This window comes from Listeria weihenstephanensis, from assembly GCF_003534205.1.
In the GTDB taxonomy this organism is placed as follows: domain Bacteria; phylum Bacillota; class Bacilli; order Lactobacillales; family Listeriaceae; genus Listeria_A; species Listeria_A weihenstephanensis.
Map to the genome: position 1 here is coordinate 1165433 of NZ_CP011102.1, position 25679 is coordinate 1191111.

24 protein-coding genes and 1 riboswitch are annotated in these 25679 nt (G+C 42.6%); of the genes, 21 read left to right on the forward strand and 3 right to left on the reverse strand.

Annotated elements, in window-relative coordinates:
- Positions 1-328: 328 nt before the first annotated feature.
- From UE46_RS05675 to UE46_RS05705, 7 genes are all read left to right on the forward strand, one after another.
- The gene (locus tag UE46_RS05675; protein ID WP_051492934.1) at positions 329-1414 is read left to right on the forward strand and encodes a S8 family serine peptidase; all 1086 of its coding nucleotides are present in this window, start codon (positions 329-331) and stop codon (positions 1412-1414) included.
- A gap of 215 nt (positions 1415-1629) precedes the next feature.
- On the forward strand, positions 1630-5427 hold the full coding sequence (gene pulA, locus UE46_RS05680; RefSeq protein ID WP_233231015.1) for a type I pullulanase: 3798 nt from the start codon (positions 1630-1632) through the stop codon (positions 5425-5427).
- A gap of 168 nt (positions 5428-5595) precedes the next feature.
- Entirely contained in the window at positions 5596-7164 is a 1569-nt protein-coding gene (locus UE46_RS05685; RefSeq protein WP_036061081.1) for a peptide chain release factor 3, read from the forward strand.
- Positions 7165-7252: 88 nt separating this feature from the next.
- On the forward strand, positions 7253-8638 hold the full coding sequence (locus UE46_RS05690; RefSeq protein ID WP_077912521.1) for a collagen binding domain-containing protein: 1386 nt from the start codon (positions 7253-7255) through the stop codon (positions 8636-8638).
- Positions 8639-8740: 102 nt separating this feature from the next.
- Positions 8741-8849, forward strand: a riboswitch (yybP-ykoY riboswitch).
- 96 nt (positions 8850-8945) lie between these two features.
- Positions 8946-9716: a TerC family protein gene (locus UE46_RS05695; RefSeq protein ID WP_036061084.1), complete on the forward strand. Its 771-nt coding sequence runs from the start codon at positions 8946-8948 to the stop codon at positions 9714-9716.
- 436 nt (positions 9717-10152) lie between these two features.
- Positions 10153-10914, forward strand: a complete 762-nt coding sequence (locus tag UE46_RS05700; protein WP_036061085.1) for a TerC family protein — start codon at positions 10153-10155, stop codon at positions 10912-10914.
- A gap of 46 nt (positions 10915-10960) precedes the next feature.
- Positions 10961-12298, forward strand: a complete 1338-nt coding sequence (locus UE46_RS05705) for a TrkH family potassium uptake protein (RefSeq protein WP_036061146.1) — start codon at positions 10961-10963, stop codon at positions 12296-12298.
- 48 nt (positions 12299-12346) lie between these two features.
- Here UE46_RS05705 and UE46_RS05710 read toward each other — a convergent pair whose 3' ends face one another.
- Both UE46_RS05710 and UE46_RS05715 read right to left on the reverse strand, forming a co-directional pair.
- Positions 12347-13501: a VanZ family protein gene (locus UE46_RS05710; RefSeq protein WP_036061086.1), complete on the reverse strand. Its 1155-nt coding sequence runs from the start codon at positions 13499-13501 to the stop codon at positions 12347-12349.
- Between the two features lie 88 nt (positions 13502-13589).
- Complete coding sequence (locus tag UE46_RS05715; protein ID WP_036061088.1) at positions 13590-13949, reverse strand: DUF4064 domain-containing protein; 360 nt, start codon at positions 13947-13949, stop codon at positions 13590-13592.
- A gap of 160 nt (positions 13950-14109) precedes the next feature.
- Between UE46_RS05715 and UE46_RS05720 the strand changes: the two genes are divergently transcribed.
- Together UE46_RS05720 and UE46_RS05725 are read left to right on the forward strand one after the other, a co-directional pair.
- Entirely contained in the window at positions 14110-14583 is a 474-nt protein-coding gene (locus UE46_RS05720; RefSeq protein WP_411431064.1) for a methylated-DNA--[protein]-cysteine S-methyltransferase, read from the forward strand.
- A gap of 253 nt (positions 14584-14836) precedes the next feature.
- A complete protein-coding gene (locus tag UE46_RS05725; RefSeq protein WP_036061091.1) occupies positions 14837-15169 on the forward strand; it encodes a hypothetical protein in 333 nt (110 codons plus the stop codon).
- Between the two features lie 48 nt (positions 15170-15217).
- On the opposite strand, the gene UE46_RS05730 is transcribed toward UE46_RS05725, so the two are convergent.
- Positions 15218-15910: a DsbA family oxidoreductase gene (locus UE46_RS05730; RefSeq protein ID WP_036061093.1), complete on the reverse strand. Its 693-nt coding sequence runs from the start codon at positions 15908-15910 to the stop codon at positions 15218-15220.
- 163 nt (positions 15911-16073) lie between these two features.
- Here UE46_RS05730 and UE46_RS05735 point away from each other — a divergent pair, with 163 nt between their 5' ends.
- The 12 genes from UE46_RS05735 to UE46_RS05790 all read left to right on the forward strand — a co-directional run bounded on the left by UE46_RS05735 (position 16074) and on the right by UE46_RS05790 (position 25555).
- Entirely contained in the window at positions 16074-16835 is a 762-nt protein-coding gene (locus UE46_RS05735; protein ID WP_036061094.1) for an adenylyltransferase/cytidyltransferase family protein, read from the forward strand.
- A gap of 98 nt (positions 16836-16933) precedes the next feature.
- Positions 16934-17413: a DUF6530 family protein gene (locus UE46_RS05740; protein WP_036061096.1), complete on the forward strand. Its 480-nt coding sequence runs from the start codon at positions 16934-16936 to the stop codon at positions 17411-17413.
- A gap of 13 nt (positions 17414-17426) precedes the next feature.
- A complete protein-coding gene (locus tag UE46_RS05745) occupies positions 17427-17768 on the forward strand; it encodes a GIY-YIG nuclease family protein (protein WP_036061097.1) in 342 nt (113 codons plus the stop codon).
- A gap of 159 nt (positions 17769-17927) precedes the next feature.
- Positions 17928-18752 (forward strand): hypothetical protein, encoded by an 825-nt coding sequence (locus UE46_RS05750; RefSeq protein WP_036061098.1) that lies wholly within the window; start codon positions 17928-17930, stop codon positions 18750-18752.
- Positions 18749-19537, forward strand: a complete 789-nt coding sequence (locus tag UE46_RS05755; protein ID WP_036061101.1) for an SGNH/GDSL hydrolase family protein — start codon at positions 18749-18751, stop codon at positions 19535-19537. Before UE46_RS05750 ends, UE46_RS05755 begins: the two co-directional genes overlap by 4 nt.
- On the forward strand, positions 19534-20439 hold the full coding sequence (locus tag UE46_RS05760; protein WP_036061103.1) for an ABC transporter ATP-binding protein: 906 nt from the start codon (positions 19534-19536) through the stop codon (positions 20437-20439). Before UE46_RS05755 ends, UE46_RS05760 begins: the two co-directional genes overlap by 4 nt.
- On the forward strand, positions 20432-21412 hold the full coding sequence (locus UE46_RS05765) for an ABC transporter permease (protein WP_036061105.1): 981 nt from the start codon (positions 20432-20434) through the stop codon (positions 21410-21412). Before UE46_RS05760 ends, UE46_RS05765 begins: the two co-directional genes overlap by 8 nt.
- 133 nt (positions 21413-21545) lie before the next feature.
- Positions 21546-22415, forward strand: a complete 870-nt coding sequence (locus tag UE46_RS05770) for a VOC family protein (protein ID WP_118907468.1) — start codon at positions 21546-21548, stop codon at positions 22413-22415.
- Positions 22412-23368, forward strand: coding sequence for a ring-cleaving dioxygenase (locus UE46_RS05775; protein ID WP_036061109.1), 957 nt, complete (start codon positions 22412-22414; stop codon positions 23366-23368). Before UE46_RS05770 ends, UE46_RS05775 begins: the two co-directional genes overlap by 4 nt.
- A 9-nt stretch (positions 23369-23377) precedes the next feature.
- Complete coding sequence (locus UE46_RS05780; protein WP_036061111.1) at positions 23378-23983, forward strand: alpha/beta hydrolase; 606 nt, start codon at positions 23378-23380, stop codon at positions 23981-23983.
- The gene (locus tag UE46_RS05785) at positions 23980-24597 is read left to right on the forward strand and encodes a flavin reductase family protein (protein WP_036061147.1); all 618 of its coding nucleotides are present in this window, start codon (positions 23980-23982) and stop codon (positions 24595-24597) included. Before UE46_RS05780 ends, UE46_RS05785 begins: the two co-directional genes overlap by 4 nt.
- 448 nt (positions 24598-25045) lie before the next feature.
- Entirely contained in the window at positions 25046-25555 is a 510-nt protein-coding gene (locus UE46_RS05790) for a GNAT family N-acetyltransferase (RefSeq protein WP_036061113.1), read from the forward strand.
- Positions 25556-25679 lie beyond the last annotated feature (124 nt).

Sequence of the window (25679 nt, forward strand, 5' to 3'; positions counted from 1 at the left end):
TTAGTTGATGATAGTTTCAGCGTGTCGACAAACACTCATTTTCGTCGTTAAAAGCTCTGTTCCAGTGCTCTCGTACTCCAGTACGCTCCGCGCCGGTACTCGCTTTTGCCTAGAAACTAAGCATTTGTCGACACGCTGAAGTTTAGCGAAGTATCATGTATGGCAGTTTTTCTACAGTCTGGAACTATCATCTTAGTTGATGATAGTTTTTTTAGTGTGCTGTGGTTTCGAAAGTAAGAAGTTATATGAATAAGCTAACAGTTGAAAATTGTAGTGACATACGTTACGATTTGATGGAGACGGATACCTATAAAAGGAGTACATAAAAATGAAAAATACTGCGAAAATATGCTTTATAGTTTTATTCACAATAATAATATTTCAAACGCCGCTCAGTGTATTCGCATCAAAAATCGTTCAATCAGATCGTGAAGTCAACCAATCCGATGAAGCGGGAAGTATAGATAGTTATTACAAGGAAAATGTTACGGGAAAGAACATCAAAATCGCCATTTTAGACACTGGTATTGATAAATCCAATCGTGATCTGACTTTCAAAAAAGGTATAAATTTCACGACAAACAATGCTGCCGATTTTTCCGATAAGAATGGTCATGGAACAAAGATCGCAGGCATTATTGGCGCACGTAAAAATGGCGAGGGTCTCATTGGAATCGCGCCTAATTCCGAGCTTTATATCGCGAAGGTTGCCAATGATAGCGGAAAAGTTGGATTTGACGATGTCGTTAAAGGCTTAAACTGGGCGATCGATCAGAAAGTGGATATTATCAATATTAGTTTAGAGTTTGGTAAAGGGAATTCCGAATTGAAGCAGGCGATAAATAATGCGATAGAAAATAATATTATCGTTATCGCATCATCTGGAAACATTCGGGCAGAAGGAGATACGTTTAAAGCTTATCCGGGCGCTTATCCAAATGTCATCTCTGTTGGCATGCTAAATTTACAAGGTCAAATCTACGCTGACGAATTTAAAGAAAAGAAAGTCGACGTCTATGCGCCAGGTGAGGATTTAACAAGCACTTACTTCGATAATAAATTGACACTAGATACAGGTGTTTCTTATGCTACTGCTTACGCTTCTGGTTTTGCAGCACTGGTCATGGAAGGTAAGCAAAAAGCTGGTGAAAAGGTAAGTCATGATACGGTTTTAAAAACGATGAAAGCTGATTTAAATCAAGGCATCGATGGAGCTACGTGGTATGTTTATATCGGGCTAATCCTTAATATTGCAACGGTGTGCGCATTTGTTTGCCTCGCAATTTATAGCCTCATATCTTACCAGAAATCCCTACCTAAAAAGTGGCCAACGAAAATCTTGCTAACGGCACTAATTATTATAGTTATCGTAAATATAGTTGGAAGAGCTTTTGTCTATTTCATGAGCACCTAAATATATTAATATGAATTTATCTAGATGTGTAGCTCGATGCATCTAGATTTTTTACTGAAAATAAGACAAAGAAAACTCTGAATTTGATGCGAATTTTACAAGTTGTTATCGTTAACAGTTTTATTTAGGTTGATTTTAACAGGAGACCTTGCTTATACTTTAATAAAGGAAAGCGCTTTCCTAAAAACGAAAAAGGGGTAGCTAATTTGAAAAAAATGTGGCGTAAGTATCTAGTCGTTTTGATCGTTCTTTTATTTGGAGTACAGAGTTTTGGCGTTGGAATTGAGGGGTTTGCGGAGGAAGCGGCGACATCTGAAACCAAGGCCAATGTAGAGAGCAAGCTTGTTAGCAGTGTCAATGATGGTGTTTTAGCGGAAAATAAAGAGAGTAAAACGAAAGTCATTGTGCATTATAATCCGAAAGATCAGGCGAGTAAAGCTTGGCAAATGTGGGTTTGGAATAATGATGGTGTTGCTGGGCATGAGGTTGTTTTTGAAGACACGAATGCGTATGGCGACTATTCTAAGGTAGCGGTAATTGATGCGGAAGGCGTGCAGGAAGAACTGGGATTCCTGATTAAAAATGGTTCTGGTTGGGGTGGCGACCGCGATATTCCAAGTGATCGCTATATTAAAACGAAAGACGGAATCACTGAGGTTTGGCTGGAATTTGGGAAGGAAGAGATGTCTGCAAAACCGGCTAATTTAGCGGATCTGCCGAGTCACGATAATTTGGACGTGACGTTTTACTATCATCGTGATGACAAGGATTACAGCGATTGGTTCGTGCATTCTTGGGCAGAGGGAGCAACGAGTACGCAAAAACTTGATTTCAAAGATGGGCAGTCGGACGGTGAGTGGCAATCTGTGAAAGCGAATTTTAGTGGGGTAAGTCTGTCCAATATCGGCTTTACCATTGCGCGAGATGTGAATGGGGCGTGGGAAAAAGACGGGACAGAGGATGACAGAATGGTGTATCTGTTTACCGATGATGGGAAGGCTGAGGTTTGGATTGTAAGTGGTGATAAAACGAATTACCGAAATCCGAATTTTGCGGATGTGACGAAGCAAATAAAAACAGCGAGTTTGGCAAGTTTCAGAGAGGTGAAAGTGACGCTAAACCGTGATGCGACAGCGCTTGATTTGATGGCGGATGTTACGCTTACTGAGGACGGGAACGCGGTTGCGATTTCGAATATTCGGAGGGACGCGACAAACCCAGCTATTTTTTACATTGAAACAGCGCAAGATTTGCCGATTCAAGCCGCTTTGAGCGTGAAGACGAATGGTTTTGGCGAGAAATTTGTGGATACGACTAGTATTGTTAGAAATCCTGATTTTGACAAGAAATTTGCGTATACAGGCACCGAACCGCTTGGCGCAACGTATGGCGCGGAGCAGAGTGTCTGGCGTTTGTGGGCACCGACTGCTGCAAGTGTGAAATTGACGACGTATCAAGATAATTTGCCGAATAGTGCTGTGGCGCAAAGTTATGACATGACACCGAAAGCCCAGGGGATTTGGGAGTTTGCTGCGAAAATTCCGTCGGGAACGGCGTACACGTATGAGCTTGTTTTTGCGGACGGGAAGAAAGCGACGTCTCAAGATCCGTATGCCAAAGCGGCGACGGCAAATGGAAATCGTTCGGTGATTTTAGATCCAGCGCAAATGGTGCCGGCGAATTGGGAAACGAGTCGCATGCCAGCGTTTACGAATCCGACAGATGCGATTATTTATGAAATGCATGTTCGTGATTTCTCCATTGCGAATAAAGATACGGTCCACAAAGGGAAATATTTAGGTGTGATTGAAGAAGGAACGAAGACGGCGAATGGGGACGCGACGGGAATCGATTATTTGAAAAATCTCGGCATCACGCATGTTCAAATTTTGCCGATGTTTGATTATGCATCGCTTGACGAGGAAAAGCATCAAAGTACTTCCGAACAACTCGGTGCGTTTCCGTATAATTGGGGATATGATCCGAAAAATTACAATGTCCCGGAAGGTAGTTATAGCACGAATCCGTACAATCCTGTGACGCGAATTCATGAGGCAAAGCAGATGGTTCAGGGCCTCCATAACAATGGTTTGCGTGTGATTATGGACGTTGTGTATAACCATGTATATGAGGCTGGCGCGCATTCTTTTGAAAAAACGGTACCGGGATATTACTTCCGCTACGGTGATGATGGCAAGCTTTCTAATGGAACAGGTGTTGGGAATGATACGGCGTCGGAACGTGCGATGATGCGTAAATATATGGTTGACAGTGTCGCTTATTGGGCGAAGGAATACCACATGGATGGCTTTCGTTTTGATTTGATGGGCATTCACGATGTCGATACGATGAACGCGATTAAGGCGGAACTGAACAAAATTGACCCATCGATCATCGTTCTTGGCGAAGGTTGGGATTTAGGTACGCCGCTTGCAAGTGATGCAAAAGCGAACCAAAAAAATGCCTCCAAAATGCCAGAAATTGCGCATTTTAATGACTCGATTCGTGATGCTATTAAGGGAAGCACATGGGGTGGTCAAGAAGCGGAACCTGGTTTTGTAAATGGCGCGACTGGAAAAGAAGAGCTGGTTGCAAAGAACATTTTAGCGGGGAGTTTGCGTGATCAAGGTCAAGGTATTTATGATTTTGCCAAGCCGAGTCAGGTGATTCAGTATGCGGAGGCTCATGATAATTTGACGCTTTGGGACAAGCTTTCGTACTCGAATCCAAATGATACCGAAGCAGATAAAAAGAAAATGCAGAAGTTGGCGACGGATATCGTGTTACTCTCACAAGGCGTGCCGTTTATCCACGCTGGACAAGAATTTTTCCGGACGAAAGATCGTGATGAGAACAGTTACCAATCGAGTGACGCGATCAATAAGTTGGACTGGGATCGTTATGCGGACAATGTGGAATCGGTGAAAGAAACGCAAGCCGTGATGCAACTTCGCAACACAGAGCCACTTTTCCGAATGACAGATTATGCCGAGATCAATCAGAAAATGAAGATTATCAAGCAAGACGAAAATGTGATCGCGTATGAAATGAAAGAGGCTGAAACATCTTATATCGTGATTTTCAATGCGAATAAAGCGGAAAAAGAGATCGCGATTCCAGCTAATCAGTACAGCGTTAGAATTGGAGAAACAACGACGAATTTAGCTACAAAAGCGAGTTCTGTGAAAGCGCCAGCGCTATCGACGCTCGTTTTGAAAAACGGCAAGGCCATGTTTCAAATCGATGCCAAAGCTGGTGTCGGTGGAACGATTACGCCGAACGGAAAACAGAGTTACAATGCGGGTGAAAAGCCAAGCTTTGCGGTGCAGGCCGACGCAGGATATCGCGTGAAACAAGTGCTTGTAGATGGGAAAGTGGTGATGCTTTCTGGAATGACGTATATATTTGACGCGCTAACTGCGGGGCACACGATCGAAGTAGTTTTTGAAACGTTAGCAAAAAATAACGCGATTGAAAGTCTGAACAAAATATCTCTACCATTATCCGAATTACAGACGATTTCTGGGGAAACTGCGAAAAAATCGTATCTCCTGAAAAAACTGGAAGCGCGTGGTTATTACAATTTGGAAGGGGACACGGAGCGACATGATCTGGATGTAATGCTTGACGTGGCGAATCTCAATTGGGCGGCACCCAAAGCGGGAGTTTATGAAGGTACGCTATCGTTGGCATCAGAAAGTAAAGCCAGAGCTGCAACGACAAAATCGGTGCAGATCACATTGACGGCAGCGGCAACAATACCTAAACCTGGCGACACAGGCGAAACAACGCCAACAAACCCGGCGACTCCGATAGATCCAGATAATGAAGCGACAATTACGCCACCAAAAAATGACTCGAACATACAAGTAGGAGAAACCGCGAAAACACCAGAACAAGATTTACCAGCAACGGGTGATACGCAGACATCTTTATGGCTCATTTTAATAGGTTCCATATTGATTCTCGGAAGTGTATTTACCTTGTTCGCACGCAGAAATAGAAATAACTAAAAAGTTCTAATGATAAACCGATGTCATGATACGCATCGGTTTATTTGGATGTTTACTCGCACGATAAAAAGCGCGAAATCTGCCATTATTTTTCACGAAAAACTATCTCAAAAACGCCTCGATGTGATATACTAAAGAAATGTGAGTATGTCTAGGAGGAATTTTAAAATGGTGCAAGATTTAAAAAAAGAGGTTGCTTCGCGCAAAACTTTTGCAATTATATCTCACCCCGATGCGGGGAAAACAACGATTACAGAGCAGTTATTGCTTTTTGGTGGAGCTATTCGCTCGGCGGGAACGGTAAAAGGAAAGAAATCAGGTAAGTTTGCGACAAGTGACTGGATGGAAATCGAGAAGCAACGTGGGATTTCGGTAACGAGTTCTGTGATGCAATTTGATTACGACGGTTCACGGATTAATATTTTGGATACACCGGGTCACTCGGATTTCAGTGAGGATACGTACCGGACATTGATGGCGGTAGATAGCGCTGTGATGGTTATCGATAGCGCGAAAGGAATTGAGGCGCAGACCTTGAAACTATTCAAAGTTTGTCGGATGCGCGGAATTCCGATTTTTACTTTTATCAACAAAATGGATCGTCAAGGGAAGGCGCCACTTGAGTTGCTTGCAGAATTGGAAGAAGTTTTGGGGATCGAATCGTATCCGATGAACTGGCCAATCGGGATGGGAAAAGAGCTCGGTGGCTTATATGACCGCTACCATCGTCAAGTCGAGCAATATCGTGTGGACGGCGACGAACGCTTCTTACCACTCGGTGAAAATGGCGATTTAGCAGAAGCACATCCGATTCAAAACTCGAGTTATTATGAGCAGGCGCTCGATGAAATCATGTTGCTAGATGAAGCTGGCAATGACTTTAGCGAAGAGCGGATCGCGTCTGGCGAATTGACGCCTGTATTTTTCGGGAGCGCCCTAACGAATTTTGGTGTGGAAACATTCCTTAAAACGTATGTGAATTTCGCGCCAGCACCACAACCGCGCCAGTCTAATGAAGGTGAAATCGATCCTTACATGGATAAGTTCTCCGGATTTATCTTCAAAATTCAAGCGAACATGAACCCAGCCCATCGTGACCGGATCGCGTTTGTACGCATTTGTTCTGGTGAATTTGAGCGTGGGATGTCGGTGAACTTAACGCGCACGGGCAAGGCGATCAAACTTGGGAACTCCACGCAGTTTATGGCGGATGATCGCGAAACAGTCAACAGTGCCGTTGCGGGCGATATTATTGGCCTGTATGACACAGGGAATTACCAAATTGGCGACACGATTACAAACGGTAGCAAGACGCTTCAATATGAAAAACTACCGCAATTTACGCCAGAATTATTCATGAAAGTTTCCGCAAAAAATGTTATGAAACAAAAACATTTCCATAAAGGTGTCGAACAACTCGTTCAAGAAGGCGCGATTCAGTTATTCAAAACATGGCGCATGGAGGATTACATTATTGGTGCGGTCGGTCAACTACAATTTGAAGTATTTGAGCACCGTATGAACAATGAATATAATTCCGAAATCCGCATGGAGCCAATCGGTTCTAAAATCGCTCGCTGGATCAAAGAGGAGGACGTCGATGAGAAACTTTCAACAGCACGTAGCATGCTCGTAAAAGATCGCTTTGACAAACCACTATTCCTATTTGAAAATCAGTTCGCACTAAACTGGTTCCACGATAAGAATCCTGATATTGAGTTAACATCTTTATTATAAAAACGAAGAGTCCTTTTACGGGCTCTTTTTTGCATGTTTAAACGGAAAAGAACAAGGGAAAAAATAGGCAGAATATCAAAGGGGTGGAATGATGAAGAAAACAATATTTTTCTTGATAGGATTGATCGTATTTGGCGCAACATTATTAGGCACAGGAGACCATGAAGCGAAAGCCGCGACAGATTATGGTTCGCAATTTTTCACCAACGTAGAGCTCCAAAATAAGAATGGTGTTGCGACAACAGATTTCAAGGAAAATGATCGCGTGAAAGTGGTTTATAATTGGGACTTAACACAAACTGTGCATAGCGGTGAAACGATGACGATATCACTGCCAGAACAATTGAAATATGTCAGTTTTGCACCATTTTTGCTGAAGGATAACAATGGAAATGCTGTAGCCGAAGCGGTTGTTGATCCTATTAACAATAAAATAGTCCTCACATTCACCACATTTGTCGACACGCACACAGATATTAAAGGCTCGATGTTCTTTTACGCGGATTTTAATAAAAATAATATCGTAACGGATCAAACAAATCCGATAACATTTCCAACGGCGGGTGCATCGACAACGCTTGACGTGATGATTCATAAAGTGAATTCTGGCGGTGGCGGAACGGTGACACCGACTGTTGTTTTCAAGCAAGGTAAAATTGATGCGAAGGATAGTAGTCTGATCAACTGGACGGTCACGCTCAATAATGCGCTCGTCGATATTAGCGATGCGTATTACACCGATGTGATGGGTGCTGGTCAAACGCTTGTCGGCCAAGTGAAAGTGAAATACCGCGATGTTGATAAAAAAGAAATCAGTAGTAAAAATGAAAATGTCACACTGGACGCGAATCGTAGTTTTCGTTTAGAACTGGGGAATCTCATCGATAAATCTGTCGTGATCAGCTATCAAACAAAAATGGCGGGTGGCCAATTCAGCTATAAAAATACAGCGAAGATTGGTGGCACAAACATTACCGAACAATCAAGAAATGCCACTGTTAATGATTATTCTGGTGGTGGAGAAGGTGGAGGAAGCACGCCACCTCCTGTAAATCCGCCAACCACAAATCCTGAACCGCCAACCACGACGCCAGATCCACCGACAGAACCCACAGATCTAATCGCTGTAACTCCCACAGAACCAAAAGTAACGACCATGACAGATGGCGATAATGAAGTGCAAATCTACGTTGTGAAAAAAGGTGATACCCTTCCAAGCATTGCTACAAAATTCGAGACCACCGTGCAGCAGTTGAAGAAATGGAATAACCTCACTACTAATGAAATAAAAGTAGGACAAAAGCTGATTGTGAAAGTGACACCGAAAAAAGCGGCAGTGCAAGAAGCTAATAGCGCTACTCCAACATCCATGACAACACTACCCGCAACAGGCGATAAAAATAGTGGACTAGCTGAACTTATAGGCGCATTATTAGTCGCAACATCAGCAGGATTTCTAATCCGTAAAAATTAAAAAAGCCATGAAGTAAATATTGCATTCTGATTATTTGTCAGGTTATTGACATAGCGCCCTATTCTGTGATATTATTTTCCTATCAATCAAATATCACTTTTGACATTCGTCAAGGGGGAGTAGCGGTAGCCTTATTTTTTAGGCTAAGATAAAGTCGTCATTACATGGACTCTGTTCCATCGGTTTTATCAACATTTTAACATTAAATGTCAGCGAGACCTTTGCCATTATCGGCAGGGGTCTCGTTTTTTGATGTTTACGAATAGACGCTTATGACGATTGTTGAAACAAATAAGGAGGAATTTTATTGGATACAGCGATGATTTTAGAATATGGATGGGTGTTACTCGTCCTAATAGGTTTAGAGGGAATTCTTGCAGCGGATAACGCCGTTGTTATGGCCGTGATGGTCAAACATTTACCCGAACAACAACAAAAAAGAGCTTTATTTTACGGCTTAATCGGAGCATTTGTGTTCCGTTTCGCAGCGCTTTTCCTAATCTCATTTTTGGCAGAAGTTTGGCAAGTTCAAGCACTGGGCGCGGCCTACCTACTGTACATCTGTATTAGCCACATGTGGAAACACATGAAAGGCAAAGACGGCGGGCACAAAGTCAAAGAAGGCAAAGGCTCAAGCTTTTGGGTGACCGTTTTAAAAGTAGAGATTGCAGACATTGCGTTTGCGATTGACTCGATGCTTGCAGCTGTTGCACTGGCGATCACACTACCAGCAACAGGTTGGGGAACAATCGGGGGACTAGATGCGGGACAATTTAGCGTGATGTTCATCGGTGGTCTAATCGGACTAATCTGTATCCGTTTCGCCGCAACACAATTCGTAAAACTACTGAAAAAATACCCATCACTTGAAACAGCAGCATTCTTAATCGTTGGTTGGGTCGGCGTGAAGCTAGTCGTATACACATTAGCACATCCAGAACTAGGCGTTATACCAGAACATTTCCCACATTCAACCATTTGGAAAGTAACATTCTGGGCTGTTATGATCGGTATCATCCTTTGGGGCTGGCTCGTATCAGCACGTGCAGCGAAGAAAAATCCAGATGCTAATGCATAATATCCTGACTCCCGTATCATACGGGAGTTCAGCGTGTCGACAAACACTCATTGTTGGGACTGTTCGAATGAAATAAGTTACAGTCCCAATATGCATGAGAGCAAAGCGAACATGTAATCCATTACGTTAAAAGCTCCGTTCCAGTGCTCACGTACCCCAGTACGCTCCGCTCTGGTACTCGCTTTTGCCTAGAAACTAAGCAAATAAGGATGGCAGATAAATGAAATTTCTCTGCATATTGGAGCACTAACTCATTCCATGTCGAAGATCTCCAACAACACGCTGAAGTTTAGTGGAGTATCATGTAAGGTAGTTTTTCTGAAATCTAGGCTCCCGTATTATGCGGGAGTTTTTATGTTACGTTTTAACAACATAAAAATAGCAAAAAGACTAGTAAATATGTTAAAGTGAAGAGTAAAGAAACGGTGGGGTGAAAATGGATATATCGATTTGGGGAGAGTATCTGTGGGTATTCTTAATTTTAGTAGTTTTAGAAGGTGTACTTTCCGCAGATAACGCTGTTGTTATGGCAGTTATCGTGAAGAAATTACCTCATGAACAGCAACGTAAAGCTTTATTTTATGGCTTAGTTGGCGCATTTGTTTTCCGATTAATCGCCATGCTTATTATTTCATACTTAGTTAATTTTTGGGAAATCCAAGCAATTGGAGCGATTTACTTACTTTACCTAGCTATAAAGCATATTTGGGACAAGAGAAAAGGGAAGTCAAAAGAAGACGCGGTCGAGAAAGATACGAAGCCTACTTCCTTTTGGGGAACGGTGGCACGTGTCGAATTAACGGATATTGCGTTTGCGCTTGATTCCATGTTAGCAGCAGCTGCCTTAGTTGTGACACTTCCAGCTATCGGTACGTACGAAATCGGTGGCATGAGTGCTGGCCAATTCATCGTGATGTTTACAGGTGGATTAGCGGGACTTATTGTGATTCGTTTTGCAGCAACACAAGTCGTGAAATTACTAGAACGCTATCCTACACTTGAAACAGCGGCGTTTTTGATCGTTGGTTGGGTTGGCGTGAAGATGGCCGTTATTACGTTGGCACATCCGCAAGTTGGCATTTTGCCAGAAACATTTCCTGATTCGCCTGCATGGGAAATCACATTTTGGGCGGTCATGATTATCATTGGTTTAGGTGGTTATATAATTGCGAGGAAAAAAGAGAAACAAAAGGGATAATTATATGATTGGTGGCACGTCGAGGCGTGGAAGAATGCGAGCACGGATGTCTAAAATGACTCCAATACAAGTCATCATTACATTCTATATCTGGTCTGTCACGATTGCAACCGCGATTCTTAGTATGCCTTTCACACAAAAACCCGGTGTGCATATTTCCTTCATTGATACGCTATTTACAGCCGCGAGTTCGGTGAGCGTGACGGGGCTTGCTTCGGTCGATATCGGCGAATCTTACAGTCGCGCTGGCATCTGGGTTTTGATGGGTATATTCCAAATTGGTGGACTCGGTGTCATGATGCTGAGCACCTTCTTTTACTTAATTTTAAAAAGGCGAATTGGTCTGAAACAGCGCCAGTTAATTATGACGGATACCAATCAGTTTACGCTTAGCGGCATGGTTCGGATGCTTCGAGAAATACTCGTTTTAATTTTTGGGTTGCAAATTATCGGTGGGCTTATTCTTGGGATTTATTTCATTCCCTATTATAAAGGCGATGTCGGGGAAGCGATGTTTCAGGGGCTGTTTAACTCGGTTTCTGCGGTTACCAATGCAGGCGTCGACATTACTGGTTATTCCTTGACGCCATTTGTGAATGATTATTTCGTCCAATTCATCACGATTTTACTTATTATTGCGGGCGGGATCGGGTTCCCAGTTTTGATCGAAGCAAGACGTTTCTTATTCGAAAAAAATACGCTGATCCCCTTCCGATTTTCCCTATTCGTAAAAGTAACAACAGCGACTTACATGGCTTTGCTAGTCGTTGGTGGCTTGCTAATATGGGCGATGGAGAGCCAGCATTATTTCAAAGGAACGTCACTTGATGAAGGCTTTTTCAACTCAATGTTCTTATCTGCAACTTCCAGAAGCGCGGGACTTTCAACGATCGATACATCAGCGCTTACTAATCCGACGCTGCTAGTCGTTTCTGCCTTAATGTTTATCGGGGCATCGCCAAGTTCTGTTGGTGGCGGAATTCGGACGACAACATTTGCAATCACGATTTTATTCTTATACTCGGTTATTCGCGGGCGCAATCATATTTATATTTTTGGGCGTGAGTTGTACCAAGAAGACGTTAGAAAAGCACTTGCTGTCGCGATTTTTGCAACGATTTTATGCGTCAGTGCTATCGTAACACTTGGCTACACCGAGCAGGCGGAGTTAATGGCCATCATTGTCGAGGTATTCTCGGCCTTTGGAACATGCGGATTATCGATAGGTTTGACGACGAATCTGACAACAATCGGCAAAATTGTGATCATCTTGCTGATGTTTATCGGCCGCGTGGGAATCATGTACATGATGTTATCCTTCAGAACACGTGACGGTAAGAAAAATGCGATTAGACTGCCAAAAGAGAAGATTATCACTGGATAAAAACGAAAGGCAGATAAACCTAGCAAAATAAAAAATCTGATCTCTATTTTAGAGGTCAGATTTTTTTGGTTTAAAAGTACTTACATGCGCAGTATGACTCAATTTTTCATAAAATAATTGTCGGTCTTTCGAGAAAACATTGATACAAATATGAATGAAAAACATAAAACCAGCGACAAAGCCAATTCCAATAACGGTTAAAAAAAGTACAGGTGAAAGGCGATCTATGAAAAATGGATTTTGCGGTAAAATAATGGTGGCAAGTGCTACATAATAAAGCAGGGCGTTACGAATAAAGAGGTGTTTGAATGTGAGGTTCTCGCTATTTGTTGATTTTATCTGAATCCGAACGAGCCCTTTTCCGATCGTTTGTCCGCGGGCGAATCTTGGGATGACGATGAAATAAAGGAAAACAAGCAAGACGAGCCACCAAAGCTGTGAAAAACCTGTGCCGCCGTTTATTTCTAGTTTCTTAAAGGGAATGACGCGAGCTGTGCCGAGGATCCATGTTAGGACGTCAAGCAGGAACCAGTCAACGATGAAGGCGAGCAGGCGTCTGATGTAGCTGACTCGTTTTCCTTTGAGATAGGTGATTTCATCCATTTTAGAGCGAGATGGTAAAAGGCTTGTAAACAGTGGCGCAATGGCATACCCGACGATGCCTCCGAGTGTATTTAAACCTAAATCATCGACATCAAAAAGCCGGTATGCGTGTGGGTAAATCCCGTAAATTCCAGTTAGTTGTGTGACTTCGAAAAAGAGCGAAAGTAAAAATGAGAAAAGTATGGTTTTGCGGAATGAAAAGCGGAAATAATAGCGTAAATAGATACCAAAGGGAATCACAAGTAGAATGTTAAAAATCGGTTGCAAAACAACGGCTTGTGTTAGTCCGACCAAATATGTACTTGGGTCATTCCAGACGATGACGGTGTGCGCGAGGAAATCCTGAACGAATTTAAATGGGATGAGTTGTACCGCAGAGCCCGTCATTTTTGCGACATCATCCGGATCTGGGAGTGGTAGTAAAATCAACAAGAACGCGCATAATAAGTAAAAAATGAACGTATATAAAACCACATTGCGCAGAAAATTTAGCCCACCGAATTTACGATACTGGTAAATCGCGAATGGCAGCGTCAAAACAAATGCGAGTATGGGAAATAATAGCACGGCAATTTTTATTGGAAATAAGTATGCGTCCACAGGATCAACCTCCTTTCTTCCTAGACTACAATAAATCGATGAAAAAGACTAGCAACATAAGTCACTAGTCTGATCTAAAAAGCGAACTTTATCTTGGATTCGGTACACGGAAGATCCCCATTAAACCAGCAAGGATTAAAAGAATTCCTGATACGATCCAGATTTGGCCGACAACGAAGAACATAAGAATGCCGATAAGTACGAGTAGAACACCCCAACCACGTGGGTTTTTTTTGATAAGTAGTGACGCGACAAGTGCTAGAGCCGATGCAACGACTGTCACCCAACCGAGTGTCGCCACTTCATCACCAAAAGTACCACTTAAATACGTGAAAGTTTGGATGTAATTTGTTAAATCGTTACCATAATTGATAATCCAAAATCCTGCGATTAGCCCAACGATAGAACCAATAAGTCCAAGTATTAATTCAATTTTTCTTGACATCATTTTTCCCCCATTCTGTAATGTACACTTTAGTCGTACTCACTACTTTTACCCCAATTCCAGAAAGAATAACCATTTTTAGTGAATAATAAAATTTAGGTGGTTATTTGTACGCGAATATGCTATTTTGGAGGAAGGAAGAGGAGGCGGGAAGATGATGAAAATCTATGTAAATGAGATGGAGACGCCACTTGGAAAGGTTTATCTTGGTGTATCGGAGGAAGCGGTGAAATATATTTCTTACGATGAAGCGTCCTTTTTAGATGATCGGATGGATGTTAGTAACCTGGAAATCGATTTGATGCAACAATTAAAAATAGAGTTGGAAGCTTTTTTTGCTGGAGAGAAAAACGATTTTTCTGTGCCGATCGAAGTCTCGGGAACGGCTTTTCAAATGAAAGTTTGGGAGGCTTTGCAAACGATACCTTACGGGGAAACTGTTTCTTATAAAGAGATTGCAGAGCTTGCAGGGAGTCCTAAAGCAGTGCGGGCGGTGGGCCAAGCGAACCGTGCCAATCCGATTCCAATTATAATTCCATGCCATCGTGTGATTCGAGCTGGCGGGAAACTCGGCGGATACAATGGTAATGATGTTGATCGCAAAGTGTGGTTATTGAATTTGGAGAGGCCTTTTTAGCGTGTCGATAAGCACTCATTTCCTTCGTTAAAAGCTCCGTTCCAGTGCTCATATACTCTAGTACATTCCGCGCTGGTACTCGCTTTTTCCTAGGAATTCAGTACTTGTCGACATGCTGAATTTTGGTAGGAAATCATGTCAATCATTTTTAGTATAGTGCTTTTAAAATGTTATTATAAATTTCATGGCTCGTTCATAGTTTTGTCTTATTTATTAGGTAAGATTAAATCAATTGAAAGGAGCTGGAAATTACATGGAAAGTGAATTTATAGCACCGAAAAAACAGGTGAACAAGTGGAAATGGAGTACTATTATCGTAAGTATTGTTTCAGTTATTACGATCTCATTTATGGGTTTTGCACTATTTAATCAAGCAGGTACAACGGGGCAAGGAAATATGCCGTCAAACGGTCAAACACAAATGGGCGGAACAAGCGGTTCAAATGGAACGCCGCCGAGTGGTAGTCCAGGCGCGCAACAAGATGGAACAACAGGATCGAGTGGTGATACAGACGCTAACTCTGGCGCTTCTATTAACCCGGATACTGATTCAAGTTCTAGTAGTTCTTCATCAAGTTCTATCTAAAAAAATGGCACATTCGATTTTTACGTCGAATGTGCCATTTTTGCGCTGTTAGCAGTTACATGAGTCGCCAGAACATTGATTAGTATCATCTTTGTTTAGCATCGTCAGCGGATTTTCCTCTTTCCAAACTTTTTCAAGGACTTCGGTAAAACTTTCAGCAGGTTGTGCGCCAGAAACGCCATATTTTTCATTGATAACAAAGAATGGTACGCCTTGAATGCCAAGCGCAGCACCAGTTTGTTCGTCATCACGCACATCTGCTGCATAAGCATCACTCGCAAGCATTTCTAAAACAGCCGCTTTATCTAGGCCAACCGTTGTAGCGAGAGTCGCGAGTGTTTCATGATCGCCTAAGTTCTTCGAGTCTGTGAAATACGCATGGAGCAAAATTTCTTTTAACTCGGTGGATTTCCCTTCTGTTTTGGCGAATTGAAGTAAACGGTGGGCGTCAAATGTATTTGTTGGGATCATCGTATCGAAATGATAATCTAAACCAACCGCTTTAGCTTGCGCGCTGACTTGGTCGTTCATGCCTTTCGCTTTTTCTACGGTCATACCATACTTTTCCGCTAAAATTTCATCCATCGTTTGATCGTATTTCACTGGTGCGCTAGGATCGAGTTCAAAGCTACGATATTCAACTTCGACATCTTGGCCAAATTCTTTTAAACCAGCTTCAAAATTGCGTTTTCCAATATAACAAAACGGACATGCGAAGTCCGACCAAATTTCTACTTTCATTGTATATTCCTCCTAAAATAATGATGCGTTTAATAGTAAGTATAGCGTGCCGAAATCAGGAATACAACCAACTTGCTTACTATTTGTTAGTAGACGAGGCAAACCAGTTGAGAAGCGAGGCTGAAATAGGGTATCTTTGAATAGTAGAGGAGTGATTTTTGGAATGGAAGTTTTTCAAGTGAAGGATAAATTGCCAGATAGTGCAGAACCGATTGTGCTAGTTATCGGTAAATTCGATGGTGTTCACAAAGGTCACCAGTATCTTCTAGAAAAGGCGAAATCGTTTTGTGAAAACGGAGAAAAACTAGCAATCGTTTGTTTTACGCCGCATCCATTGTGGGCGTTGAAAAAAGACCCTGCGTATAAAAGAGCGATTACACCTGATGCCGAGAAGTTTTTGTGGCTGGCTCATTTTGGCGTGGATAAGGTGTACAATATCGAATTCGATGTGAAATATGCAGAGAATTCCGCGGAAGTTTTTGTGAGAGAACATTTGCGTGGTCTTAATTTGCGACATATCGTGGTTGGCGAGAGCTTTAATTTCGGTAAAGGGCGGGATTCTGACGTCGATTTATTGATCAATCTTTGTGGTGAGCGTGCGGTTCCTGTGACCGAAGTGCCGTTTATTCGCGACGGAACACAGCATAAAATTAGCTCGACCGATATTCGCGCGGCTTTATATGAAGGAGATTTTGAAAAAGCAGAGCAACTTCTTGGTCATCCGTATTTTATGGAAGCGCAAACGGTGCTCGGGAATCAACTTTTGGGAATCGATGAATTTGTAGTACCAAAGCAGGGCGAATATGATGTGCTTCTTAATGGGGAGAGAGCGGTTATCCAGATTTCAAGTGAGGGGAACGTGTTTATTCCGGACGAAGTGGACTATGCCAGAATTCAATTTTTGACAAGAGACACTACCAAATGAGGTGGTGTTTTTTTGTTGGGTTGATTTTCCTTTAAGAAGGTGTTATAATCTTTTTAGTAAGTTACTAATTTACTAAATTACTAAGAAGGAGTGATACCATGAAAATCCCAACCAATTTAAAACACAAACCAGTCATTGTAGCTGAAAACTATGAAGAGGTCGATGGCAAATACGCCTATAATTCGGATGCGAAGGGCTTGTCTCTTGGCTTAGCGCAATGGAACGATCGCGGCAAAGTTGATATTTCAGCAAAAGTTTGGCGGCATACTGGCGGGAAGTGGTCTCGCCAATCAGAAGAATTACCACTTCATCGTGTACTTGATTTAGCTATTTTAATCGCGAGATCCAAGTTATATTTTAAAGACGCTTATAAATATGAGGGCTTATATGATAAAGAAAATCCACAAATTGATCGTATTGGTTTGCAAGGAGACGCGATGACGGTTGCTGTATGTGAGGATAACCAGATGATTGCCGAGGACATCGAACTTTTCCAACAAGCATTAGCGGATGGCGACGAGTTGCTTAGTGAGCGTTTGCGCACGTTAAGCCGAATTTTGAAAGAAGCAGGTTATTAAGGAGGTTTGGAACATGACATCATCGAAGGAAACTCGGAAGGAAATGACGAACGCGTACAAGCAGACGAAGCACCGTGCTGGCGTGTATCGCTTTATTAGCAAGGAGTCGGGCATTTATGCGCTGGCTGCGAGTATGAATTTAAAAGGTATTGAGAACAAATACCAATTTGCGAAAAAAGTGAATGAGCCGAGTGCATTGCCATATGTGATTGCACAAGACGTTGCAAAATACGGCATGGACGCGGTCGATTTGGAAATTTTAGAACTTGTTGATATAAAAGATGAAATGACAAATCAGGATATTAAAGAAGAATTAGATGTATTATTGGAAATTTGGCAGGAGAAGTTAAGCTAATTCGCACGAGTTTCACGGAGAAAGTCGAAGTGGACGATGGAGGCATGTCAAAGTGTCATTCTCGCCATATTTCGGCTTTTTTGTTTTGGTTTGGACGTAATTCTGCTATACTTAATCAAAAGTATAATGGTACCTAAATAAAGAGGGGATGGTGAAGGGATGAGAAAATATTATACGCATCAAATCGGTATTGCATTAATGCTTGTTTTTGGTGTGATTACGGGTCTTGGTGCGGTAAGGCGGCTAATGTATATGCTGATGCTCGATCAAGAACGTTCAAGCGTATATTGGATTGTTGAGCTCGGGATGGCTATTTTGATGATTGTAACGGCAATTTTATCTTATTCTGGTCGCCGGTTAAAAGGAACCGAAGTCGTGGTAAGTTTACTTTTTGTCACGTACTTCACGTATTTTATGATTCGTTCGGTGATTGGGATGGAAGAAACTGCAACGATTCAAAATACGAATATTTTATCATTGTTAGCAGGACTTGCGATGTTTTCCGCCTTCATTCTATTTTATACGACGGAACCAGGATTAGTAAAAGCTAAATCAGAAAATCGAATGGTGACGGTAAGCGGTTTTGTAATGGTATTACTTGGCGCTGGGCTTGGACTTGTGCTTGCGGTCGTACGTTATCAAGCCTATGCGGAAATGAAAGATTGGCAAGGCGTTGACTACCAAAAACATGTTTTTTATCCGGCAATGATTGCGTTAGGAGAATATTTATTTGTAGTGGTGGCATTTATTTTTATCGCATTTTTACTATTCCAAAAATGGCAGCCGCTACTTGCCTATGTTGGAATCGGTATCGCGATGCGCGAATTATTATTTGGTTGGCTACAGATGAGCAGTATGCAAAGCAGTGGAGCGGAACTAACAATGCTCGGGATATTGCCTTTATTTGTTGGTGTGACAGGATTTATTGGCTTCCTTTTATTTTTGGGAGGGGCTAGAAGAAGCGAACAGGAGGAACGCACTTGAAACGTAATAAATGGGTTATCATGATGACGTGGATCTCGATATTGGCACTTTTGCTCTGCTTAGTAGGATTATTTGCAGTGGCAACTGGAAAAACAACGACAGATTCAACGGCAAAAACAGAAAAGACAACAGAGACGAAGAAATCAGGTCGTTTCCAAGTAACCGGATTGGGAGATTCTTTAACAGCTGGTGTTGGGGATACGGATGGCAAAGGATACGTTCGGCGTGTGGTCGATACGATTGAAAAAAACGGCACGAATGTAACGCTATCTAACTTGGCTATCAGCGGCGCACGTAGCAACCAGTTACTCAGTCAGCTTGGCCAAAAGGAGATTGCGGACCAAGTGAAGAACGCCGATGTTATTTTAATGACGATTGGCGGTAACGATCTATTTCGTGGTGGCGCGGCATTGGAGGATTTAAATGCGGCGGATATTCAAAAGAATGAAACAGCATACTTGAAAAATTTAGAGCAAACCTATAAACGAATTCGCGAGTTAAATAAAGATGCGGTTGTTTATCATCTTGGTTTATATAATCCGTTTGTGGATGTAGCAAATCGCGCGGAGCTGGCTAGTATTGCGTCTAAATGGAACATGGATACGACCAATTTGGCGAGCAAATATTCACGAATTGTTTACGTACCAACGTATGATTACTTTATCTTAAACGGGAAAAAATATCTTTCAAGCGATCATTTTCATCCAAATGGGGCAGGATATCAATTATTTGCTGACCGAGTATCGAGCGTAATGACAACAGACGGGGAGGGTGAGGCACAATGACGACGGCGCTTTTAGTTCAGGATTTGAATAAAAAGATTGGGAAACGACAAATTATTAAGGACTTGAGTTTTGAAGTGAACGAAGGCGAAGTTTTTGGTTTTCTAGGACCAAATGGCGCAGGAAAAACAACGACCATTCGGATGTTAGTAGGACTCATCAAGCCAACATCTGGGACGATTTTGATTGGTGGTAAGGATATCCAGAAGCATTTCACAGAAGCCATGAAAAGCCTTGGATGTATCGTTGAAAATCCAGAGTTTTATCCTTTTTTGACGGGATGGGAGAATCTTGCGTATTTTGCGAGAATGGATCCTTCGATTAGACCGGAACGACTTCATGAAGTAGCGGAACTTGTTGGTATGAGCGCGCGCGTGCATGATCGGGTTTCGACTTATTCACTTGGAATGCGTCAACGTTTGGGAATTGCCCAGGCGCTATTGCCGAATCCGAAATTACTTATTTTAGATGAGCCGACAAATGGACTTGATCCATCGGGAATCAGGGAAATGCGCGATTTCATTCGATTTTTAGCGAAAAAGGAAGGGATTAGTGTGCTCGTGTCTTCGCATCTACTTAGTGAAATTCAGCTTTTGTGTGATCGGGTGGCGATTATGACGAATGGCGAGATTATCGCGACGGATGATGTTGATAAACTGCTTTCTGATCGTGAAAAAACGCGCTGGCGCTTTGAACCGATGGCAAAAGGAAAAGCGATTTTAGAAGAGATGACGGAGGTTACCGAGCAAGATGGTGCCTTTTATACGAGTTTTGATGCGGATAAATTACCAATTTGGAATAGTCGTGTCGTTCGCGCTGGTGTGCAAGTGTTGGAAATGCAGAAAATAACGCCGTCGCTAGAAGACTTATTTATCGAATTGACAGGAGGCCAAGGCATTGATTAATTTAGTATATAATGAGCAACTAAAGCTTTATCGTAAGCGCCGCCTCCTGATTATTTTGTTTCTTGTCGCGATTATCGTCGGTATTTTTACGTATGCGCAATTTAGGCAGCATCAGGAAGATCAGCAGAAATCGGGCACAACGGACTGGCATGTACAGGTGCAACAACAGATTGTTGATATTGAGAATCGACTTAGTTCGAATCGGATTCCAGATGAATATAAGAAGTATATGCGTGTCACGCTGGGGCAATTGCAGTACTACCTCAATGAAGATGTGAATCCGAACGCACCAGGGGCTCCAACTTTTCTGAAATCATTTGTTGAAAATGGTATCGGTTTGCTGTTCCCATTATTCGTGATGGTGATTGCAGCGGACCTCATTTCCTCGGAATCGGGAAGTGGAACGATTAAATTCTTGCTGACAAGGCCGGTGAAAAGATGGCGAATCTTGACGAGTAAATTTATTTCGATGATGTTATCTGTCTCGATTATTTTACTCGCCTCAGCGGTTTTAGCCTATCTCATTTCCGGCGTTGTGTTCGGATATAGTGGTTGGACCGCGCCGATTCTGACTGGATTTGACGTGAGTGGTGATACAGTCGGGACGGCCGGCGTCTACTCACTACCAATGTGGCAATATTTATTGATGGAATTTGGCTTGGCTTGGTTAGTTGCCATCGTTATCGGCGTGTTAACCTTGATGTGTTCCGTTCTTGTGAAAAGTACGGCTGCTGTGATGGGAATCATGCTTTCGGCGCTGATTACGGGTTCGATTCTGAGCAATCTCGTATCTTCGTGGCCAAGTGCGAAATATTTATTCATGGTAAACTTGCAACTCACGAATTATTTGAACGGGACAAGTCCACCTGTAGATGGCATGACACTCGGATTTTCTGTCGTGACTTTGCTTGTTTGGACCGTCGTAGCACTCGTTACATCATATTGGGTATTTACGAAACGCGATGTTTATTAAATAGAAAATGGCTCTGGGACTCGTATTTGTCTCAGAGTTTTTTTGTCGCTTACTTTTTATAAGCAAAGTTCTTTACGTTTTTATAGTTTAGTGTTAAACTGTTTTTAGAGATCAACAGAAGGGATGTGAAGAGATGATTACAGGTATTCATCATGTATCTGCTTTTACGAAATCAGCAGAGCAAAATCGCGCTTTTTATACTGGAGTGCTTGGCTTGCGACTTGTGAAAAATACAGTGAATCAAAATAATACCCGGATGCGTCACTTGTTCTACGGTGATTATCAGGGCAATCCAGGAACCTTACTAACTTTTTTTGAAATCAAACGGCTTGGTCGGGCTCGGCGAGAACATGATTATTATGGGACAACGTATCTTGGGGTACCGCGTGGTAGTCTTGATTATTGGGAAACGCGCTTGGAAAAAGCAGATGTGTTGGGGTTGGAACGCTCGGACGCAGGGCTTTACTTTCAGGATCAGGATACTTTTCAAATCTTGCTCGTGGAAGTGGATGAAATGATTTCAGCGGAAAATGCAACGAAGCACACAGATATTCCAATCGAGAAGCAGATTATCCGGATTTTAGGAATGGACTGGCATGTGACGGATCCAGAAAAATCGACGCAGTTTCAGCAGGAATTTTTAGAAATCGAGTCAGATGGATTTTCTAAGGTGATTCCAAGCGTTTCGGATGAAAAAACGAGGATGGGTCGTGGAAGTTTGGATCATTTGGCTTATCGGGTTGGGACGAAAGAAGAGGTAGAGCAGTGGCGCCAAAAGGCTTTGGATGCTGGTTTAGAGATAGTGGAGTTCGCGGATCGAGCCTATTTTACAAGTCTATATTTCCGAGAACCGAACGGATTACTAATTGAAATTGCGAGCGATACACCGGGATTTGCAATAGATGAAACGACAGAAACGTTAGGCGAAACATTGGCGCTACCGCCGTTTTTAGAAGATAAACGAGCAGAAATTGAATTTAATTTAAAGGAGAATGACAAATGAAAGAATTAAAAGGAATTCACCACGTAACAGCGATGACAAGTAGTGCGGAGAAAAACTATGCATTTTATACAGAAACTTTAGGCATGCGTCTTGTAAAGAAGACGGTAAATCAAGATGATATTCAAACGTACCATTTATTTTTTGCGGATGATGCAGGCTCTGCGGGAACGGATATGACGTTTTTTGATTTTCCTAATCTGCCAAAAGGGCGCAAAGGAACGGATAGCATTTCTAAAACATCTTTCCGTGTTCCGAGTGATGCTGCGCTAGAGTATTGGGCAAAACGCTTTGATGAGCTTGGCGTGGATCATGATGAAATCAGCGAAAGCTTCGGTAAAAAAGTACTCGGATTCCGTGATTTCGACGAACAATCGCTACAATTAATTTCAGATGAAAAAAATGAAGGCGTGGCACCAGGTATTCCGTGGAAGAATGGCCCAGTACCAGCTGAATTCGCCATTTATGGTTTGGGTCCTGTTTATTTGACAGTACAAAACAAGGAGAATATCAGTCTCGTTTTAACTGTGATTTTAGGATTCCGTGAAATAGCAGAAGAAGATGGCAAGCATTTATTTGAAGTTGGTGAAGGTGGAAATGGTGCGCAGGTGATTGTGGAAGAACGAAACGATATCTTGCCAGCCATGCAAGGCTACGGTAATGTGCATCATGTGGCGTTCCGTGTCGAGGATCATGCCGAACTTGAGAAATGGATTGCGCGTGCGAATGAATTCCAAGCACCGAATTCAGGCTTTGTTGATCGTTTCTATTTTGAATCGTTATACATGCCCGTATCGCAGCAAATTTTGTTTGAGTTTGCTACAGATGGCCCTGGTTTTGCGCAAGATGAACCGTATGAAACAATGGGTGAAAAATTGTCATTACCACCATTTTTGGAACCGAAACGAGCTGCAATTGAAGCCGAAGTTCGTCCACTAAATACGAAAAGGAGCTGAGAGATCACGATGGAACATCTTTTTATACAAGGAAAAAATCCAGCACTCGCGCCACTTGTTTTGCTTCATGGAACAGGTGGGGATGAGCGCTCGCTACTACAATTGGCAGAAATTATTGCACCAGAGGCATCTGTTTTATCCTTTCGTGGCGACGTATCGGAACAAGGCGCCAATCGCTTTTTTGCAAGGTGGGCAGACGGATCGTTTGACTTGGATAGCTTGAAGGAAAAGACGGCGCAATTGATCGCTGAAATCAAGCGGTTAGCGGAAGTGTATGAATTCCAAGCGGACGGGATTGTGGCGGTCGGCTACTCGAACGGGGCAAACATTGCGGCGAATGCGATTTTAACGGATAGCGCTAGTTTTAAAAAGGCGATCCTATTTCATGCGATGCCTTCTGGGGAAGCGATGCCAGATTTTTCGCTAGATCAGGCGCGACTCTTTTTAACGGCAGGTGTGAATGATCCGCTTATTAGTGCGGCTGGATCGCAAGCCTTGATCGATCTGCTCAAAAGCCGTGGGGCAAGTGTGGCGGAACTTTGGACGGAGAATGGACATAATTTGACGCTTGCCGAAGTGGAGGCAGCGCGAGATTGGTACGTGGCGCAATCATGATTAAAATGGATGCCAATAGGCTAACACCGCAGGAGCATTATAAGTTTTTAAGTGGGGCAATCATTCCCAGACCGATCGCGTTTGTCACGACGATGGCGCAGGATGGCACTTTGAACGCGGCACCATTTAGTTTTTTTAATGTGGTGTCGAGCAACCCGCCGATTGTGTCTATTGCGATTCAGCGTGATCAAGGCGAAATGAAGGATACAGCGCGAAATATTGTCGGAATGAAGGAATTGGTTATTCATATTGTGGACGCGGATTTAACGGTTGAAATGAATAAAACGGCAGCACGATTGGCGCCAGAAGTGAACGAGCTAGACGCTACTTCATTGATGACGGCACCAAGCGAAACAGTTGCAGTTCCAGGGGTTAAAGAAGCCAAAATTAGATTCGAAGCAAAGCTTGAACAACATATTCCAGTGAAAAATGATGATGGAGATGTCGTGACCGATCTCATTTTGGCACGAGTGACGTATTATCATTTCGATGAAGCTGTCTTTGATAAGAAAAAAGCGCACATCTTAACTGCGGAATTGGATCCTGTTGCGAGGTTAGCCGGGAATGATTACGCTACATTAGGAGAAATTTTCAGGATTGAACGGCCTAAATAGTTGGAAGGAGTGTCTGGGACATAACCCAGATAAATCGGCGACAAGCGTTCGCATTGTTGGGGCTGTTCGAAACAAAGTGAGTTACAGCCCCAATATGCCTATGAGCAACGCGAATAGGCGGTCATTCAAGGTTTGTAGAACAAGGATTGTGCTACTTCTTTAAGGTTCTGCTACACAGGAGCAGTTTCGCTTAACTTCTCGCATGGTCGGGGATACGACTCCCTCCCTGTTTTCAGTCATCACATACACTAGTATGCGCAGCTCTCCGGCTTCCACCAAATCCCCTGAATACAAACGCTTTCGCTCGATTTGTTTGAAGCAAGATTCACGTCTTACCCAGAAAAAAGGAATTCATGATATCTCGCTTATTTTATGTATCCAGAGGTTTTGTCCCACCCATTTTTTCTGGTATACTGAATGAAAAGAATGTTGAGTTGGAGGAAAAGCGATGATTCAGATACGGGAAGCTTGTGAATATGATGCGAAACGGTTTGCGAAAATGCAATTAGAGATTGATGGCGAAACGGATTATATGTTATACGGTGCGGGAGAGCGGGCAATCACGCCGAAAGATGCCAGAAAGCGGATTGAATATTTTGCGGATCTGCCGTATTCGCTTATTTTAGTTGCCGAGGATATGGATACAGATGAACTCATTGGTTTTTTAATTGCTGATGGAAATCCTCCGAACCGGATGCAACATAGTGTTTATATTGCGGTTGGTGTTTTGAAAGCACATTGGGGTCAGGGTGTGGCCACGCAGTTGTTCAAAAAAATGGAAGAGTGGGCTAAAGCACGTGGGGTGGTGCGCCGAATGGAGCTTGGCGTTGTATGTGAAAATCAAAATGCACTACATCTGTACCAAAAGCTTGGGTATGAAATAGAGGGGATACATCGCGATTCCTTTATGATCAATGAGGATTACCATGATACATATTGGATGTCCAAGTTGATATAGGTAAAAGGAGGTTATGGGTTGCCATTGCCTTTTTACCATGTTACAATGTCACTAATTAAAATGATCGGAGGGTTGTCCAGATGTGGTATGTTAGACTAAGAATCCAAGTTCTCAAGCCAAGCAA

Coding starts and splice junctions, on each gene's coding strand:
- UE46_RS05675 (WP_051492934.1), top strand. CDS start 329: ATGAAAAATACTGCGAAAATATGCTTTATAGTTTTATTCACAATAATA.
- pulA (WP_233231015.1), top strand. CDS start 1,630: ATGTGGCGTAAGTATCTAGTCGTTTTGATCGTTCTTTTATTTGGAGTA.
- UE46_RS05685 (WP_036061081.1), top strand. CDS start 5,596: ATGGTGCAAGATTTAAAAAAAGAGGTTGCTTCGCGCAAAACTTTTGCA.
- UE46_RS05690 (WP_077912521.1), top strand. CDS start 7,253: ATGATGAAGAAAACAATATTTTTCTTGATAGGATTGATCGTATTTGGC.
- UE46_RS05700 (WP_036061085.1), top strand. CDS start 10,153: ATGGATATATCGATTTGGGGAGAGTATCTGTGGGTATTCTTAATTTTA.
- UE46_RS05705 (WP_036061146.1), top strand. CDS start 10,961: ATGTCTAAAATGACTCCAATACAAGTCATCATTACATTCTATATCTGG.
- UE46_RS05715 (WP_036061088.1), bottom strand. CDS start 13,949: ATGATGTCAAGAAAAATTGAATTAATACTTGGACTTATTGGTTCTATC.
- UE46_RS05725 (WP_036061091.1), top strand. CDS start 14,837: ATGGAAAGTGAATTTATAGCACCGAAAAAACAGGTGAACAAGTGGAAA.
- UE46_RS05730 (WP_036061093.1), bottom strand. CDS start 15,910: ATGAAAGTAGAAATTTGGTCGGACTTCGCATGTCCGTTTTGTTATATT.
- UE46_RS05735 (WP_036061094.1), top strand. CDS start 16,074: ATGGAAGTTTTTCAAGTGAAGGATAAATTGCCAGATAGTGCAGAACCG.
- UE46_RS05740 (WP_036061096.1), top strand. CDS start 16,934: ATGAAAATCCCAACCAATTTAAAACACAAACCAGTCATTGTAGCTGAA.
- UE46_RS05745 (WP_036061097.1), top strand. CDS start 17,427: ATGACATCATCGAAGGAAACTCGGAAGGAAATGACGAACGCGTACAAG.
- UE46_RS05750 (WP_036061098.1), top strand. CDS start 17,928: ATGAGAAAATATTATACGCATCAAATCGGTATTGCATTAATGCTTGTT.
- UE46_RS05760 (WP_036061103.1), top strand. CDS start 19,534: ATGACGACGGCGCTTTTAGTTCAGGATTTGAATAAAAAGATTGGGAAA.
- UE46_RS05770 (WP_118907468.1), top strand. CDS start 21,546: ATGATTACAGGTATTCATCATGTATCTGCTTTTACGAAATCAGCAGAG.
- UE46_RS05775 (WP_036061109.1), top strand. CDS start 22,412: ATGAAAGAATTAAAAGGAATTCACCACGTAACAGCGATGACAAGTAGT.
- UE46_RS05780 (WP_036061111.1), top strand. CDS start 23,378: ATGGAACATCTTTTTATACAAGGAAAAAATCCAGCACTCGCGCCACTT.
- UE46_RS05785 (WP_036061147.1), top strand. CDS start 23,980: ATGATTAAAATGGATGCCAATAGGCTAACACCGCAGGAGCATTATAAG.
- UE46_RS05790 (WP_036061113.1), top strand. CDS start 25,046: ATGATTCAGATACGGGAAGCTTGTGAATATGATGCGAAACGGTTTGCG.